At 42.8% G+C, this 17,318-nt stretch carries 13 protein-coding genes; 11 read left to right on the top strand and 2 right to left on the bottom strand.

Going from position 1 to position 17,318, the window contains the following annotated elements; genetic code table 11:
- The first annotated feature begins 13 nt into the window (after positions 1-13).
- Positions 14-478: a hypothetical protein gene (locus EZE20_RS05765; RefSeq protein WP_132115450.1), complete on the top strand. Its 465-nt coding sequence runs from the start codon at positions 14-16 to the stop codon at positions 476-478.
- A 64-nt stretch (positions 479-542) separates the two neighbouring features.
- Here EZE20_RS05765 and EZE20_RS05760 read toward each other — a convergent pair whose 3' ends face one another.
- Positions 543-1,676 (bottom strand): BamA/TamA family outer membrane protein, encoded by a 1,134-nt coding sequence (locus tag EZE20_RS05760; protein ID WP_132115448.1) that lies wholly within the window; start codon positions 1,674-1,676, stop codon positions 543-545.
- 436 nt (positions 1,677-2,112) lie between these two features.
- Here EZE20_RS05760 and EZE20_RS05755 point away from each other — a divergent pair, with 436 nt between their 5' ends.
- From EZE20_RS05755 to EZE20_RS05710, 10 genes are all read left to right on the top strand, one after another.
- Positions 2,113-3,072 (top strand): tyrosine-type recombinase/integrase, encoded by a 960-nt coding sequence (locus tag EZE20_RS05755; RefSeq protein WP_228713578.1) that lies wholly within the window; start codon positions 2,113-2,115, stop codon positions 3,070-3,072.
- Between the two features lie 178 nt (positions 3,073-3,250).
- Positions 3,251-4,171 (top strand): Wzz/FepE/Etk N-terminal domain-containing protein, encoded by a 921-nt coding sequence (locus EZE20_RS05750; RefSeq protein WP_132115446.1) that lies wholly within the window; start codon positions 3,251-3,253, stop codon positions 4,169-4,171.
- A 27-nt stretch (positions 4,172-4,198) separates the two neighbouring features.
- Positions 4,199-4,477 (top strand): hypothetical protein, encoded by a 279-nt coding sequence (locus tag EZE20_RS05745; RefSeq protein ID WP_132115444.1) that lies wholly within the window; start codon positions 4,199-4,201, stop codon positions 4,475-4,477.
- Positions 4,478-4,855: 378 nt separating this feature from the next.
- On the top strand, positions 4,856-7,357 hold the full coding sequence (locus EZE20_RS05740; protein WP_132115442.1) for a TonB-dependent receptor: 2,502 nt from the start codon (positions 4,856-4,858) through the stop codon (positions 7,355-7,357).
- 59 nt (positions 7,358-7,416) lie between these two features.
- Positions 7,417-8,865 carry an ABC transporter permease gene (locus EZE20_RS05735; RefSeq protein ID WP_132115440.1) on the top strand — a complete coding sequence of 483 codons (1,449 nt, stop codon included), beginning with the start codon at positions 7,417-7,419 and terminating at the stop codon, positions 8,863-8,865.
- Position 8,866: 1 nt separating this feature from the next.
- Positions 8,867-10,216 carry an ABC transporter permease gene (locus EZE20_RS05730; RefSeq protein ID WP_132115438.1) on the top strand — a complete coding sequence of 450 codons (1,350 nt, stop codon included), beginning with the start codon at positions 8,867-8,869 and terminating at the stop codon, positions 10,214-10,216.
- A gap of 36 nt (positions 10,217-10,252) precedes the next feature.
- Positions 10,253-10,948, top strand: a complete 696-nt coding sequence (locus EZE20_RS05725; protein ID WP_132115436.1) for an ABC transporter ATP-binding protein — start codon at positions 10,253-10,255, stop codon at positions 10,946-10,948.
- A gap of 4 nt (positions 10,949-10,952) precedes the next feature.
- On the top strand, positions 10,953-12,371 hold the full coding sequence (locus EZE20_RS05720; protein WP_132115434.1) for an ABC transporter permease: 1,419 nt from the start codon (positions 10,953-10,955) through the stop codon (positions 12,369-12,371).
- Position 12,372: 1 nt separating this feature from the next.
- Positions 12,373-13,743, top strand: a complete 1,371-nt coding sequence (locus tag EZE20_RS05715; protein ID WP_132115432.1) for a DUF3526 domain-containing protein — start codon at positions 12,373-12,375, stop codon at positions 13,741-13,743.
- Positions 13,744-13,798: 55 nt separating this feature from the next.
- Complete coding sequence (locus EZE20_RS05710) at positions 13,799-15,970, top strand: DUF5916 domain-containing protein (protein WP_165933415.1); 2,172 nt, start codon at positions 13,799-13,801, stop codon at positions 15,968-15,970.
- 27 nt (positions 15,971-15,997) lie between these two features.
- Here the strand turns inward: EZE20_RS05710 and EZE20_RS05705 are convergent, their stop codons facing one another.
- Positions 15,998-17,245 carry a mandelate racemase/muconate lactonizing enzyme family protein gene (locus EZE20_RS05705; protein WP_132115428.1) on the bottom strand — a complete coding sequence of 416 codons (1,248 nt, stop codon included), beginning with the start codon at positions 17,243-17,245 and terminating at the stop codon, positions 15,998-16,000.
- Positions 17,246-17,318: the final 73 nt, after the last annotated feature.

The raw sequence follows: 17,318 nt of genomic DNA, 5'->3' as shown, positions 1-17,318 counted from the left end.
TGTCCAAACAGCAATGAAGGGCGTTCCAAAGGAAAATAAAACTGAATTTGAATGGGCCATGTTTTTCCAAATTTGGGGCTTTGCATTAATTGCCTTGCCTGCGCTGTATTTTAGTATTAGCAGTGCCCGTGATAGGAAGCAGATCGTTGATAATCAAGCCTATGCAGCTGCAACTGTTGTTAAGATTAAAAGTATCAATAAAGGCAGAGGCTCTGTGCCACACCTACGATTTTATTATTCCTTTTCATACAAAAACCAGGTGATGCAAGATGCGGCGGATTATAAGTATCAGCGTTATTTCGTGGATTTTTCAGAAGATAAATGGGCTTTTGTCGTAGGGAAGCAATTTCCAGTACTATTTTCATCTAAGGACCCAACGACTCACCACGTACTATTTTTCCGTTCAGATTTCGCCAAATACAGCCTCGCGTTCCCAGATTCGCTGGCGTGGAGTGAAAAGGTTTTTTATTCAAAATGAGCTTTGAATACCTCAACGTGTAAACTGCAAGACTAGCTTAAAATAGGTCTTTCACAGTGAAGGCTTAAAAGGCTTCTCCAATGAAAAAATAAAATCCAGGTCCTTCTTTGGTAAGGGCAACATCAAAACGGGTAAAAATATCTTTCTTGGGAAAGATTAAAAATCGAACCCCGCCACCACCGGAAAACACAAATTTTTGTAGAGAAAGATTGTTGAAATTATTAAAGACTGTGCCGCTACTTGCAAAAACGGCCGCCCCCCATCTTTTGGCAAAGGAAAAGGGCAGCATACGGTATTCAACCTGAGCAGCAAGTTGGTTTTTGTCACGGTATCGTCCCAGGTAGTAGCCCCGGTTAATGCTTTCTCCGCCAAGCAAAGCCAACTGATTGAATGGAACATTCCCCGTGTTGAATTGTCCAAAAAGCTGAGTAGCCAAAACATTCCGTTCATTGATGCTTTTGTAAAAACGATTGTCGGAAATGATGGTTGTAAAAGAAAAATCACTCCCCCAGATTTTATCGTATCGTAGAAGTGCCAGTTCAGAAAAAATACCTTCCCGTACATTGAGTACATTATGTCGCGTATCATACATGAATCCCCAGCCCAAAGCCAAATTAGCCGAGCCGTTGCTGCCCGCAGGTAATTCGTCGATAGTGGTGTTAGCTGGCCTGAATCTTACCGAGCTAAGACGCTGAAAATCAAGTTCAAGGCCGGCGTAAAAATTGGGCAGAATCTGACGAAGCACTCGTTCTTTAATTTGAAGCTGATTCGTTTCTACCAATGCGGTGTATTCAGAAGGCGAGTCGGGTCCGATTCCATGGTAGAGCACAGGAAAACTCTGAAATCGAAAACGACCAGGAAAAACCCATTTGGACTTATCCGAAAACAAATTGTGGTCAAACCAGATGCCATACTGATTTTCCAGAGTCAAAAATGTAAACCCATTGATTTCACTTAATCGGTTGGTAGTATCTTGTTTTGCATAATACACATACAAACTGCTAAGCCCTAATTCCCAGTTGGTTTCAGGGGAGTAGGCAACAGTGGGATAAATTAGAAATCGGGGTTTGGATATTGAAGCAGTGTCGTTCAATAAAATATTAAAATACCGGGAAATTAATCCAGGCTTTTTCTGGGCAAAGGAGGGGGAAAGACAAACAGCTAAAATTAAAATAGCACTTATAAAACTCTTTTTCATAGTGGGGTAAAGTAACGAGAACCTGAATGCTATTAATGATGATTTCCCTTTTTTTTGAATTCCAAATTCTTTTACATTGTCACGTCACTTCGAATAGATCAGACCCTGTTCTTACTTTTTAGTACTAACAGTTGCTTGGCAAAAAGTGTTTCTTAGGCTAAGTGAAAAGCGTATATTGTTGTACTATTATTGGTTTTGTGCAATTTTCTCTACCAGAAGTATTGTAGAAGCAGTATTTAATGGCGTTGGTACACAACAAAGCCCTTGTGGGTGTAGAATGAAAGTTTCAGAATCGAAGGAGGTAGAACTATTACTCCGGCTGACAACAGAAAAGAGACCGTAGTACATACTTTAATTTTTTAGTTACTTCTGCTTAAATTATCAGAAGTAAAAATTTTACTAACTTGGACCTTTCTCAGTTCAAATCAATTTTTATATGAATCAGGAGTTTTTCGAAAACAGGGAGCATGCGCTTACACATTTTTCTGAAAAAGTTACCCGTTATATTCAATCCGGACTTGAAGGTTCGGCCAATACACAACGTGGTTATCAGGCAGATATTCGCGATTACGCCGGATGGTGTCAGGCGCAACTTGTGCCGGCTTTTCCGGTGGAGGCCGATGTGTTGTCGGCTTATTTGGCCGAATTAGCCGATACGGCCAGGTGGTCAACTATTCAACGGCGAATGTCGGCGCTTCGCAAATGGCATGAGTTGAAAGATCTGCCTTTTCCGGGCAAAGAAAAACAGGTTTTAGCCGTTTTGGAAGGGATTCGCCGGGAAAAGGGTAGTCGTCAAAAGCAGGCGCCTGCTCTGGATTTGGATGAATATCGTTCGTTGATTCAGGATTTGGATATTCAAAATCCGACAGAATTGCGCGATAAATTGGTGCTCTTGCTGGGTTTTACGGGAGCTTTTCGACGCTCCGAACTTGTGGCGCTAAATATTGAAGACCTGAATTTTTCACGACAGGGACTCATCATCACGATGCAGCGGAGTAAAACCAATCAGTATGGAGAAATTGAGCAAAAAGCATTTTTCTACCATCCTGAACCTTTGCTTTGCCCAATTCGAACCCTTGAAGAGTGGCTAAGCCTGCGTCCGGCCAACGGACCACTGTTTGTGCGTTTTAGGAAAGGAAAAACACATGGCGAAGTTCGGCTAACCGAAGAGCGCCTTTCCTGCAAAACGGTAGACAATTTGGTAAAGCATTACTTTGGTGTGGAGTTTTCGGCGCACTCCCTTCGGGCTACTTTTGTAACTGTTGCCAAGCTAAATGGCGCCGACGATCTGGAAGTAATGCAACAAACCAAGCATCGAACTTCGGCGATGATTCAGCGATATACCCGAACCGATGACATCAGAAAATACAACGCTGCCAAAAAACTCGGGTTATAAAACTTTTCATTAGCGGATAGGAGTAAGAGACCGAAAGTTATGTTGAGGTCAGGTATTTGACAGGACGAATAGTAAAGTATCACTTCTGTTGCTTTTGTAAATACTAAAATTATCACTTAGTCTGACATTTTACTTCTTTGAAATTCAATTTATCCATTTTTAAATGCCAGGCTAATTTATGACAAATTCAAACCGCGAAAATAGTGCCATAGAGATTGACCTTCATGTTTTTTTTAAAATAATAAAAGCTGAAATAATTGTTATTGGCCTTTCAATTTTTCTTGGAGCAGTTTTAGGTAGTTTGTATGCCTTTACTTTTAATTCAAATCCTGAGTATACTGCTACTGGTAAGATATTGCCAGAAGTCGCTTCTAAACCTACAAATGGCCTGGGAGGCTTATTCGAAATATTGAAGCAATATGGGGGGAATATAGATATGTATAATACCGAAATTACACGACCTGATATTTATGAAGAAATAATTAATACAAGCAAATTTTATACGTACTTACTTTCAAAAAGTGTAGGGACAAGCAACAATAAGAAGTTGCCTTTTGAGCAGTACTATTTGACTAATTTTTCGCATAAAAATAAAATCGGGGATCAGGAAAAAGTAGATTCAGCGAGTAGTAACACAATTTTTCATTACAACTATCAACAAACTATTCAGAAAAGAATAGTAATAAATTCATCAAAAAAGAATAGCCTTGTATCAATTTCTGTAAAAATGCCCGATCCAGTGGTAGCTGCCGATATTGCCAACCTCACCATTCAGTACTTAATAGATTTCATTACCAAATATCGAACGGAGAAGGCTCGTCAGGAATTGGCATTTGTAGAAAATTTAATAAAAAATAATCAAAAAGATAATTTTTCAAAAGAGATTCATGAAAGTCTGATGGCTTCTGAATTACAAATGAAAATAAAAATACAAGAGGATACCCCTATAATTCAAGTGTTGGAGTATGCACAGATTCCGGTGATAAAAACGAACCCTTCCCATCTGTTGATTATTTTGCCATTCATTTTTATAGGGTTACTGCTTGGAATACTAGTTGCAATTTTCAAAAATAACGAGTATCACATAATTACCAGATAATTATTGATCTGCTCTAAATCAATTTTAATGCAAAGCCGGCAGCTTCCGAATTTCAAGCCCGTCCGGTTCCAATTGCTGATTCTACTTCCATTTATCTCGGCCCTCAGTCAGACTAATCGTCAAAGCATCCGCATCTTGCTGCCAATCAAATACTATTGGCTCTGCGTCCCAATTTTATTGGTGGATGAATTGGCACGTAAAGAACATGAATGTCAGGCTGAGCGTAGTCGAAGCCAGTTTATACAGTCGGGCTTCGACCGCCAGGCGGTCCTGTACGCTCAGCCTGACAAATTTCTCGAACTCTAACTTTTCTTTACTGGATTATTCACCGATCAATAATACGACTCATTCACGATAAAATTCCCCGGATGAATGTCCCCCGGCTTCCATAAGTTATAATCCAAAGCAGCATCAAAAAGGTCAGTAAGGATCGTGTCACTTCTCCCCCACAGGCATCATCTGCCCAATGTTTCAAAAAAAGAGATGTACAATAGAAAACCAAATCTCTTTTTTTGCAACGGTGTTGCATTATGGAGAAAAATTATACATTTTTGCAACAGCGTTGCAAAGTCGGGATGCATTATGTGACACAAATCGAATTTGTTCAGGAAATTCCCTGAAAAATGTCATATGCCTGCTTTGTCCAAGATTTTACCCCAGGAAAACATCTAAAAAAGTAAATTCATGTATGCAAAAATTTTATCTGCGCTCTTTTTTATTTTGACAATTACCCCACCTCTATTGGCCCAAAAGACCCTTACGGGCCTGGTAACAGATTTGGAGAACAGACCAATTGAGGGAGCAAACATTCTTCTTTCAATCCCCGGCGAAAACAAAACTGCCGTAAGTGACAAGGATGGGTATTTCGAAATCAGGAATTTGACCCAATCCAGCTATACCTTACTGGTAAGCATCATTGGATTTGAAACCAGAAGGCAGTTAGTAGAAATTGACGGATCAATGGTCCGACAAATCATTCAATTGGCGCCCTCTGAAACTACCTTACAGCAAGTAGAGATCATTGGTCGCGCAAACAGGGCTTATACAAGTGAATACAGTTTTTCTGCCACTAAAATTGCAATTAAAAACAAGGATCTTCCCCAGGGTATCAGTACGGTTACCAAAGAATTGATTGCGGATCGGCAAGCGTTTCATTTGGCAGATGCAGTAAAAATTGCAAGCGGTGTCATTCCTTCCAGCTTCTATAATCAATATGCCATTCGGGGAATCAGCCAAAATGAAGAGGGGCAAATCATCAATGGGATGCGTACCCGGCAGTACTATTTTTTGCAGCCGCTTACTACCAATATTGAGCGTGTAGAAGTACTGAAAGGGCCAGCCTCCGTAAGTTTTTCCAGCGTTGACCCAGGCGGTAGTATCAACATGGTAACTAAAAAACCCCTGTCTGAAAAACATCGGGAAGTAAGTCTGAGTGCAGGCAGTTTTAGTACCATGCGCGCAACGTTGGATTTCACCGGACCACTCAACGAATCAAAAACACTACTTTATCGGCTAAACGGCGCTTATCAGGAAGCACGATCTTTCCGTGACCTGGTAAGTAATAAGTCTGTATTGGTATCGCCTTCTATCAGCTATATACCCAATGACAAAACGGCCATTAATACGGAGTTGATTTTTAGCAATCTGCAAGGGAATCTGGATCGCGGACAACCCATTTTCGGTGCAATAGCCGGACAAACAGATTTAAACAGTACACCAATAAGTCTGAATTTGGGAGCGGCAAATGACTTTTTTAAATCAAAGGAATTAATTCTGATGGCCAACCTCTCACACAAATTTACCCAGAATTTCAGTTTCATAGCTTCCTACATGAAACAAACGTGGACGGAGGATTTGCAGGAGCACCGGACGACTAATGCATTTGCAGTTGACATCACGGGAGTGCCGGTAACAAGTTTGGTAGGTATGCAGATGGTGCAGCGCAGGCAGTTCTGGAATACGGATAATCTCAATGCCTACTTTACACTCAATTTTGGTACCGGAAAAATCTCCCACAAGCTCGTGGCGGGCTACGACCTGCAAAGCTGGCATAAGCTAAAAGGCGGCGGACAGAATGCAGCGCGTGGATTTTTATTATCTGATGGCTCCGCAACTAACACATTTAACGTTGCCAACGCGGCAAACTACCAAACGATCAGGATAGGTGATAGAAGCCTTCCACGACCGAATGCTAATTATTTTGACTTAAATAATCCGACCTATACCATCCGAAATGTTAGCGATTATGTCCTAAACTCCCGTGTTGCAGTTCCTTCCGCTCTGACCACCACCCACGCTGTGTATGTGCAGCAGCAGATGAGCATTGGGAAGCTGGCGCTTTTGCTGAGCCTTCGGCAGGAATGGTTTGAGGACATTACCAATTACAACGCACCGAGCGAAACCGCATTCACCAATAGTGCGCTGCTTCCGCGAATCGGCCTGACTTACACGCTCAACGCCAAAATAAACGTATATGGAACTTACCTCGAAGGCTATCAACCGCAGTCAAATACAGTAACATTAATGCCTTCAACCGGTAATTTTTTCTGGGCTACTCAGTCTGCCGCACAGTTTTTGCCTTTAGAGAGCGACCTTAAAGAACTAGGCATAAAGGCCGAATTTTTTGACAATCGACTGACATGGAATGCCGCCGTATATGAAATAAACCAAAAAAATATCCTGATGAATGCCAATGATCCGGCCAATCCTGATTTGCTCGTTCAGCGAGGAGCAGATCGTAGCCGTGGATTTGAAACTGATTTGGCCGGATACATTTTTCCTAACTGGCAAATAAATGCATCATACAGTTACATCGACGCAAAAATAATTCAGGATGCAACTGAAAGTCTAATTGATCAGCGAAAGGAAAATGTACCAAAACACTCGGGAAATGTCTGGACCCGCTACAACTTCGCAACGGGTTCTGCGGTAGAAGATCTTGGAATTGGCGCCGGTATACACGCTCAGGGTAGCCGAATTCCGTGGTTTACCAGAGCATTTGAGGTTCCTGGATTTGCAACAATTGATGCGGCCATTTATTATAACCCAACCAAAAGTAAGGTACAGGTTGCCTTAAATATGAATAATATATTGAATTCAACCTATTGGGTGGGCGCACAAAATTATACCCGCTTGTTTCCGGGGACTCCTCGAAACTTTATGCTAACTGTAACTTATAAATTCTAATTCATAGGCCTGATCGTGTTCAGAAATTTTACCTTATCCGGCTATTTTTACAAGTATTCATGCGAGTGAACCAATTAAAATTACTTGCCAGGCAAGTATGGACCAGTACTTTGAAACGCCCCGGCACCAGGCTATTACTCGGGATTTTCAGTATCCTTCTGCTTTTTGCTCTGTTCACAGGATATACCAATCTTATGGAGCAACAGCAAACCGTGGAGATATACAGTCATGAGGTCAGGGAGCGCTGGGAAAACAATCCGGACAAGCATCCTCACCGCATGGCACATTATGGCTATGTAGTTTTTCGGGAGCGATTTCCGCTGAGCTTTTTTGATTTTGGTATGGATAGCTACCTGGGAAACGTAGTCTTTCTGGAAGCACACCGACAAAATACCGTCAATTTTTCGGAGGCAAGCCTGTCGAATGGCATGATCCGGTTTGGAGAAATTTCAGCCGCTATGATTCTGCAATTACTTCTCCCGCTGTTGATTTTTTTCTGGGGCTTTAATCTTATTTCTCAGGAAAGGGAAAATGGTACCCTTCGAATTCTGCTCACGCAAGGCGTAAGTTGGCCAGAACTGATTGTCGGGAAAGCGCTGGGACTATTTGGGTTGTCTTTATTGATTTTCCTGCCTGCCGCAACGTTGGGCTTGATACTTCTGGTGACCAATCCAACCACTAATGAGCACCCACAGGCCTATGTCCGGTTTTTGGGAATGATTAGTGGCTATCTGGTTTATTTTTCAATCCTGTCATTCTTGGCTGTTTATTTTTCCGCCAGAAGTCATTCTTCCAAATCTGCTTTGATTCAGCTCATCGGTTTCTGGTTATTTTTTACGCTGATTCTACCCAAAGTATCACAGGTTGTTGGTCAAACCATTTATCCTTCTCCTACAAAAATTGAATTTGATACTGCTGTGGAAGAAGAACTGATTCGTCAGGGCGATAGCCACAACCCCAACGACCCGCATTTTAAGGCGTTAAAAGATTCACTTCTGACGGCCTATGGCGTGGATTCTACCCAAAAGCTTCCTTTCAACTATGGTGGATACGTGATGCGGGAAGGAGAAAAACTGAGTGCCCAAACCTACGCACGTCATCAGACTGAGTTAGTCAGGATTTATCAGAAACAGCAAAATTTTGTTCGCTACACTGCATTCTTAAATCCCTATATGGCTATTCGGAATCTCTCGATGGCCTGGTCCGGAACGGATTATGCTGCTTACAATGATTTTCAGAAACAAGCCGAGGACTATCGGTACAAATTGGCTCAGACCATGAACGAGTTGCAGATAAAGTACATCGGCAACCGTGTCATTAGTTCGGCAGATAAAAGTGCCATCATCAGCCAGGAAAACTGGGCTAATTTTCCGGATTTTCACCATGTATTTTTACCGATTAGTCATGTTTTTACCTATGAGTGGATATCTATGGTATCCTTGTTTTTCTGGATCCTTGGTCTGGGATTTCTTGTAAAAAAATCATCTAAAGGTTTACGAGCATTTTGACATGAAATCACTACTTCTAAAAAACTTTCTACGTTCCAAAGGATTGATGTCAGGACTCATACTACTGTTTATCAGCGGACTAATCAGTTTGAATTTTGGGAAGCACTTTCTTGAAAAAAACACAGAAACTATACAAAAAACGGCTCATTACCAACAAATTACGATTGATCGGTACGCGGAGTATGTCAATACGGAAATGGGACTATTGTTGTATTATCTGCGTTTTGGTTTGGCCAATTCCCCTGATCGTTTATCGGGTCTTTCCATTGGTCAGCGTGACATCACACCATCGGTACACAGTGTAACTATCCGCAATCTGGAAGAGCAAAAGTATAGCAGTGAGCTTACCAATCCAATGTATCAGCTATTGGGAAATCTGGATTTTAGCTTTATCCTTATTTACTTCTTCCCCCTCATAATTATCGCTTTTTGTTTTAATCTAATCTCCGAAGAAAAAGAGGAAGGAACCTGGCGTTTGGTACTGAGTCAGGCGGGAAGTCCACAAAAAATGCTACGAACCAAACTCGCTATCCGATACCTGAGTGTGGTGCTGGTGTTGGCGGTGCTTTTATTTGTTGCAAAATTTTACCTGACAATACCAATTACATCTGCATTTTTAGCCTACGGCCTGAGCTGCCTGCTTTACGTGAGTTTTTGGTTTTGTCTTTGCTGGCTGATTATAAGCTTTCACAGAAATTCAAGCCAAAGTGCTTTGCTATTACTGGTCTGCTGGATCATGCTGACAATGATCATACCTGCTTCCTTGCAGGCATGGGTAGTTAGCCAATATCCTGTACCTGAGGCATATGCCACTGTACTGGAAAGCCGGGATGGCTATCATACACAATGGGACAAGCCCAAAGAGCCAACCGTGGACAGTTTTCATAAACGGTATCCTCAATTTGAGGCCTATTCTCACCCAGCTGGAAAGGATTACAGTTGGCTGTGGTACTACGCCATGCAACACATGGGCGATGAAGCTGCCGCCAAAGACTCCAAAGCCTTAAGAGACAAACTCAGACAACGAAACGAGTTTAGCCGACAGGCAGGGTTACTTTTTCCTTCCATTCATACGCAGCTCACGCTCAATGAATTGTGCCTTTCTGACCTTGATAATTATTTAAATTTTCTGGAAAAACTGGAAGAATTCCACGAGCAAAAACGCCTGTATTTTTATCCCAAAATATTTGAGGAATCACCCGTGCCTTCCGAAAACTGGAATGCCTTCCCGCTCGAATATTTTCAGGATACCATATTAATTAACTGGGTCAATCTCATGCTGCCCTACCTTTTGATCAGCTTACTTTGCCTGGTTTGGGCGCAATTTAATTTCACAAGACACATTTTCTGAACAATCCTTTAACCTGCAAAATCCATTTTACAAACTATGCTAACTGCTAAAAACTTAACCAAAAACTACGGCACGCACCGCGCGCTGGATGGCCTGAATCTGACGATTGAATCGGGCGAAATATTTGCTCTCCTGGGGCAAAACGGAGCTGGTAAAACCACCACAATTAATTGTTTTTTGGGCTTCATTGAACCTAGTAGTGGTGAGGCCATAATCAATGGTTTGTCAGTAAAGGATCATGCGCTGGAAACCAAAAAACATTTGGCCTATATTCCCGAAACGGTCATGCTGTATCCCAATCTGACAGGAAGTGAAAACCTGGCGTTTTTCTCCTCACTGGCAGGTTTTTCCTATTCACAAAAGGAATTGGAAACATTTTTACTGAAAGCAGGCCTTCAATCCGAAGCACACCAACAACGGGTTGGTGGCTATTCCAAAGGAATGCGGCAAAAGGTTGGAATTGCGATTGCCCTGGCTAAGAAAGCCAAAGCTTTGCTGCTGGATGAACCAACGAGTGGTCTGGATCCGAAAGCCTCCAATGAATTTTCAGAAATTGTAAAGGTGCTGTCCAAAAACGGTACGGCTATTTTAATGGCTACTCACGATATTTTTCGCGCCAAAGAAATTGCCACGCGCATTGGCATCATGAAGGAAGGTCATTTGGTTTCTGTCATTGAGGCAGCAACTATTTCGGCCAACGAACTGGAACAGTTGTACCTGCAAACCGTTTGAGGCCATGAAAAACGTCATCGCAAACAAAGAATACCTTTCCTCGCTCCGTGAACTGCGCTTTAAAGTGATGGGAGCCTTGGTGTTAGTTCTACTTTTTACGGCTCTTGCCGGCGGTTTTGTTGCTTTTCAGACTATGAAAAAAGAGCGGGAAATGGCTCAGGTCGAGGCCCGCGAAACCTGGCTGAATCAGGGAGAGAAAAATCCACATTCAGCAGCACACTACGGTTCTTTTGCATTTCGTCCAAAATCAGAGCTCAGCTTCTTTGACTTCGGGGTTGACTCATACGTAGGCTCAAATGTGTATCTGGAAGCCCACCGGCAAAACGACGCTAAATTTTCCGCGGCCCAGGACAGTTCCTCACTCATTCGTTTTGGCGAAATGACCGTCGCCTTTGTGTTGCAGCTGTTGGTTCCTTTATTGATTATATTTCTATGTTTTGACGCAATTTCCAAAGAGAAGGAGGAGTATACCCTCAAACTGATGCTGAGTCAGGGTGTAAGTATACAGCAGGTCGTTTGGGGCAAAATTCTGGGCTATAGCAAGGCTCTTTCCTGGATCATTTTGCCGACTTTGCTGCTGGTATTTGTGCTCATGATCGCTGGAACAGAGGCAGGTTTTACTGCGGACAGTTTCCTTCGTTTCGGGTTGGTCCTTGGAATATACTGCGTTTACTTTTTCCTTTTTCTGGCCTCGTCAGTATTGGTATCAGCCTATTCGGCCTCCTCACGAAACGCTCTTTTGTCTCTCCTGGGAATCTGGATATTAGCCTGCATTATTTTACCCAAAGCTACGGCTAATTTAGGTGCAAGTGTTTTTGAAGCGCCGTCTAATTTTGAATTCAGGGAAGCCATAAAAAAAGATGAAGCAAACGGCATTGATGGTCATAATCCATCCGACAAGCGATTTGATGCTTTGAAAAAGAAAGTAATGGCCCAATATAATGTAAATTCAATTGAAGAGCTACCAGTCAATTTTGATGCTATTGCCATGCAGGAAGGAGAAAAGTATTCTTCAATGGTATATAGTACGCACTTCGATAGAATCGAGCAGATTTATCAACAGCAAAATGCTATTTCTGCCTATTCAGCCTTGGTTAATCCCTATATGGCAGTCCGAAACCTTTCGATGGGGCTAGCCGGCAGCGACTACAAAACTGCCCTTGGCTTTCAGAAGTATGCCGAAACCTATCGGTATCAAATGGTTGAAATGCTAAATAATTACATGCGTGATTTCTCAAAAACCGGTGATTGGGAGAAAAAAGCTCCTGCCGAAATCTATGCGAAAATGCCTGAGTTTGATTTCAAAAATCCTGGTATTGGACAGGTTCTTAGTCAGCAATGGATAGCCCTCCTGGCGATGTTTCTTTGGGTGTGTCTATTGGTATTTGCCATAAATAATTTATCCAAACGTTTGACTTTCTAATATGAAACAGTTTTCTATAATTGTTCGTTATGAGGCACTTAACCTCATGCGTAGCAGACTTTTTCAGGTAGCTGTGGGGTTACTTCTGGCGGTAGGTATTTACGCTATTTTTTATGGGAAAAATGAAATTGACCGTCAAAATGAGCTACTTATCGAAATTAGGAAAGATGAGGGAACCAAACTGGAAACGCTGAAGGCGACTATTACGACGGATACCCTGCCAAACGTTGTTGGTAACCGGACCTATCGCCTGGTCGACAATCCGCCTTCGGCGCTGGCGAGTCTTTCGCTGGGTCAGCGCGATATTTTTCCGTACTACCTCTACGTACGGTACTGGTCACTGACAAGGCAATTGCTCACTGCCGAAATGGCTAATCCCGAAAAACTACTGGCTGGGAATTTTGACCTGGCCTTTGTGCTGATCTACCTGTTTCCTTTATTCATTATTGCCATTAGCTATAATCTTCTCTCGGCAGAACGCGAAGGCGGTACGCTCGGACTTGTACTCTCCAATCCTATATCTGAACAAAGACTTACCTATCTAAAAATAATTTTTCGTTTTCTGATCACATTCGGAATGGCGCTTTTTCTGGTTTTGGCTGCGCTAATTATTTGTTCCATTACGCCCAATGCACAGATTTTTTTGTGGGTGGTAGCCATGGCACTTTATATTTTGTTCTGGTTTGGCGTCGTGTTAATCATTACAAACAGGAAGAAAAACTCTGCTTTTAATGCCTTCGGTTTGCTTGGCTCCTGGATTGTCCTGGTCGTACTAATTCCGGCTTGTATCAACCTGTATCTTGCCAGTGCCTATGCTACTCCACCTCGCAATGACCTTACGCAAGCCCTGCGACATGAGTACGAGGAAATTTGGGCAAATTACGACAATAAGCCCTACCGCTTTGCCAGTCTGCAAAAGCTTTCTAAACAACACCCTGCCTACCGGGTCGACACAAGCTACAATGCCGATGATAAATACATGCTGGCTGAATTTGAATTTTATGATCAGCGGCTCGCGCCACTCTTTGAAAAATACACCTCGCTATCGCTCAAACGACAGGAAATCTCCCAAAAAGCCGGCAGCATTTCGGTGGCAGTAACGGCACAGAATTACTTCAATGCGCTAGCCCGCACGGATTTGGATGCTCATGTTGCCTACATCAGTTCTGTTGAAAAATTTCATGAGGAGTTAAAATCCTATTTCTATACCCAGATATTTACAAATACGGCTTTCAAGCCCGCAGATTTTGAGTCAATCCCGGCGTATACTGCCGATAATGAGCGAACTAATCAGGCAAATTCCAAACTATTGCTTTACCTGGCAATCAATGTTTTGGTGGTTTGGATCGTGGGTATTTATTGGAAAAAGTAAAATGAACTACTTCCTTAAATTCAAACTATTTAGTTCAATATTGCTAATGCTTGGTATGGCCCATAGTTCAATGGCGCAGGACGGGACGATATTTCCTCCTGTCCTGCCGCCACGGGAAATTACGGCTCTTGAAATTAGGGAAAACATCTCCATTGATGGCAGATTAAATGAATCTTCCTGGAATCAGACAATCACAAGCGGTAATTTCTTTAAACAATTTCCTGATCAGGGCGGCTCTCCAACATTCGATACGGAAGTAAAAATACTGTATAACCGCAAGAACCTGTATTTTGCGTTTTTCTGCCGCGATTCTTTGGGAAAAAAGGGGCTTAGAGTTCCCGACTTAAAACGGGATTTCGACTTTTTTGAGTTTGATTTGGTGGGTGTTAACCTCGACCCGTTTCTGGATAAACGCAATGCCCAGGTGTTTCAAACCAATCCCTACGGAGTTCAGCGCGACCTTCTTGCATTTGATGATGCCTTTTTTGATCGGGAATGGGATGGGTATTGGAAGGTTCGGACCACCCGAACAGATTCAGGTTATGTAGCCGAAATGCAGATCCCGTGGGCAACCCTGCGATATCCGAAAGGGGAAGTTCAGGATTGGGGTATTCAATTCATTCGCCGTAGCCGCCGGTTAGGTGAGCAGTCTTCCTGGTCGCCATATCCACGGGCTTATAATCCATACCGAATGCCCTACGCCGGACTGCTAAAAGGAATTAAACCGCCGGATCCTTCGCTTAACCTTCGGGTGCAACCATACCTGCTTACTGATTATACCCGGCGGTTTGTCGACAGACAGCGGCTGTCCAATTCCTTTTCTCCAAAAATTGGTGGAGAAATCAAATGGGCAATTTCTCCGCATACGGTTCTTGACCTTACGTTCAATACCGATTTTGCTCAGGCCGATGTGGATCGACAGGTACAAAACCTGACTCGTTTTTCAGTTTTGTTTCCTGAAAGGAGACAATTTTTTCTTGAAAATGCCACCCTGTTTAATCTCGGAGATGACTTTAACCAGCCATTTTTTAGCCGTCGAATCGGACTGTCAGATAATGGAACACCAATACCTCTGGACGCGGGTATTCGACTGGTTAGCAGAAATTTGAAGCAAAATTTTGCCGGATTATTTGTCAGGCAGCGACAATCAGCCGAAAACCGAATTGGCGTTACCAATTTTGGTGTTTTGAGATACAGCAAAAATATCGGTGAAAAACATCGGGTAGGGACTATGGTTACCTTCAAAAATTCGGAAGCAGGTTTTAACAAACCCGGTACAGGGAATGCTACCTTTTCGATTGATGGTTTTTTGCGGATTACCGAACCTTTGAGTTGGAGCTTTATGGCTACCAAATCTCAAAGCTCAGAGCCTGACGGGAATGGATATACGGCGCTGAGCCGCCTGGAATATAGAAGCAACAACTGGTATTTGTTTGCAGTAAATTCTATTATTTCAAAAGACTATAACCCCGCAATGGGCTTTGTTTATGGCTCAAATCTAATCAATACCAACTTGGGTGGTTATCACATTGCGCGACCCAAATGGAAGCCAAAGTTTGTGCGGCAAATGGATCCCGGTGTCTATCTTGATATGTATCACCGGGCCGACAATGGAAAGTTTCAGCAGGCAGAAGTTACTTTTTTCCCCATTTGGATCATTGCCAATACTGGAAACCGTCTCACTGGAAATGTGATACCAACCTGGCAGGTAGTTGATCAGGCCTTCCCTATTGTTGGCCTGACTATCAGCCCCAATAACTACTACTACACACGTTACCGATTTTCTTACGATTCTGATCAATCCAAATCTCTTACCTGTAAAATATTTTCTGAGTTTGGAAATTTTTATGACGGTAAACTCACTACCTTAACCGGTGAGATTCGGTATTCGCCCATTCCACAGGTTTCGGCCCGAGTCTCCTATACCCGAAATGATTTCGAGAATATAGGCGAGAAGAGGGAATCAAGAATCAGTCATTTGTTTGCCCCCGAAGTAAGACTTGCATTCAATCCGCGGATACAACTCACTTCATTTTATCAACACAACTCAGCGGCTAGTCAGGACGTATGGAACATACGTTTTGCCTGGGAATTTCAACCCCTTTCTTTCTTCTATTTTGTCTACACCAGCAATAGTGCTCAACTATTTAGTAATGAGCTCAAACGTCCACAACTGATTCGTAATGAACAAAATATAGCCAAGATTACGTATTTGAAGCAGTTTTGAAACGTATGCACCCTTTGATTTTCCCTTTCATCCAACTTTTTCTGCCGAAGTAATGAACTTTGTATCATAAACGATTCCCAAACCGGCAGTATTTGGAATCGACATCTTTCCATTTTTAACTTCAATCGTGGGGCTGTACCACGAAGGGCTTTTCGAGCCGGGATTCATGACAAATTCCTGCAAACCGTACAGATTGGATGCAAGGGCGGCAAATTGCCAGAACGGACCAATGAGTGGATCTGCTTTTGGGGTATGGGGAGCAATGACTTTGCCGTGTTGCCTGGCAATTTCCGCCACTTGAAGTGTCCGAAGAAGTCCGCCGTTATAGTATAAGTCCGGTTGCAAAATATCACACACGCCCGTTCTTGCAAGCCGGTCAAACCGGTACAGGCTCGTATCCTGTTCGCCACCAGCGAGTTTAATTTTTTTCAAAGCCTGATTGACTTGCCGGATGCTGTCTTCATCCTCAAAATTACAGGGCTCCTCAAAAATCGATACGCCATAATCTTCCAGAAGTTTACCTGTATTTATACCTTCCGAGCACGAAAAAGATCCGTTCCCATCGGCGTAAATCGTCACTACATCGCCCAGTATTTTTCGTACCATGGGTACAAATAAACTCGTTCGTTTATCGTCCTCGGCGGTATTGGCCATGCGTCCGCCTACCTTGATTTTCACACCAGTCGCACCGGTAGCTTCCAGTTTTTGGGCAAGACGATCCACCACTGCTTCCATTGGTTGGCCTCCTCGGTAAAAATCTGATATATAGACCTCGTAGCTGCTCCTTACCGATTTTCCAAGAAGTGCGTATACGGGTTTTTGGTAAAGCTGTCCCAGCAAATCCCAGGTGGCAAGTTCGAGTGAACCTATACAATTCCAAAGGGGCATACCGGCGTATTTATAATTACTGTTCAGTCGGTAAGCGTTGTCGGCCAGTACTGGCAGATCTCGTGCATCTTTTCCCACAAAATGAGGTTTTACCAGACCTTTGAACAGTGAAATAAGATTTGGCATCCGGTCATTGCAAAGTGTCATCCCCTGCGCGCCGTCCTTCGCAGTAACTACCAGCAATAACCTGCCAGCTTCTGAACCCTCTTTGAGTTTGAGCAGTTCGACAGAGCGAATGCTGACCGGATCAGGAAATACTTTTTTCAGGTCAGGTAGCGGCCAAGCTGGTAAATCATTAGAGGTTTTGCTATAACCACAAGTCAGGCCACCGATTGTTGCCACGGCGGCCGCACCGGAGATTTTTTTCAAAAAATCAGCTCGATTCATAGGCAAAGCGGGTTTTGGATGTTCTTGAATGATAATACTCTCTCAATTAAGGTATATTCTGACAAATGACATA

It is taken from the genome of Arundinibacter roseus (genome assembly GCF_004348825.1).
Lineage (GTDB): Bacteria > Bacteroidota > Bacteroidia > Cytophagales > Spirosomataceae > Arundinibacter > Arundinibacter roseus.
Note: the sequence above shows the minus strand (reverse complement) of the source record. Positions and strands in the feature narration are given on the sequence as shown.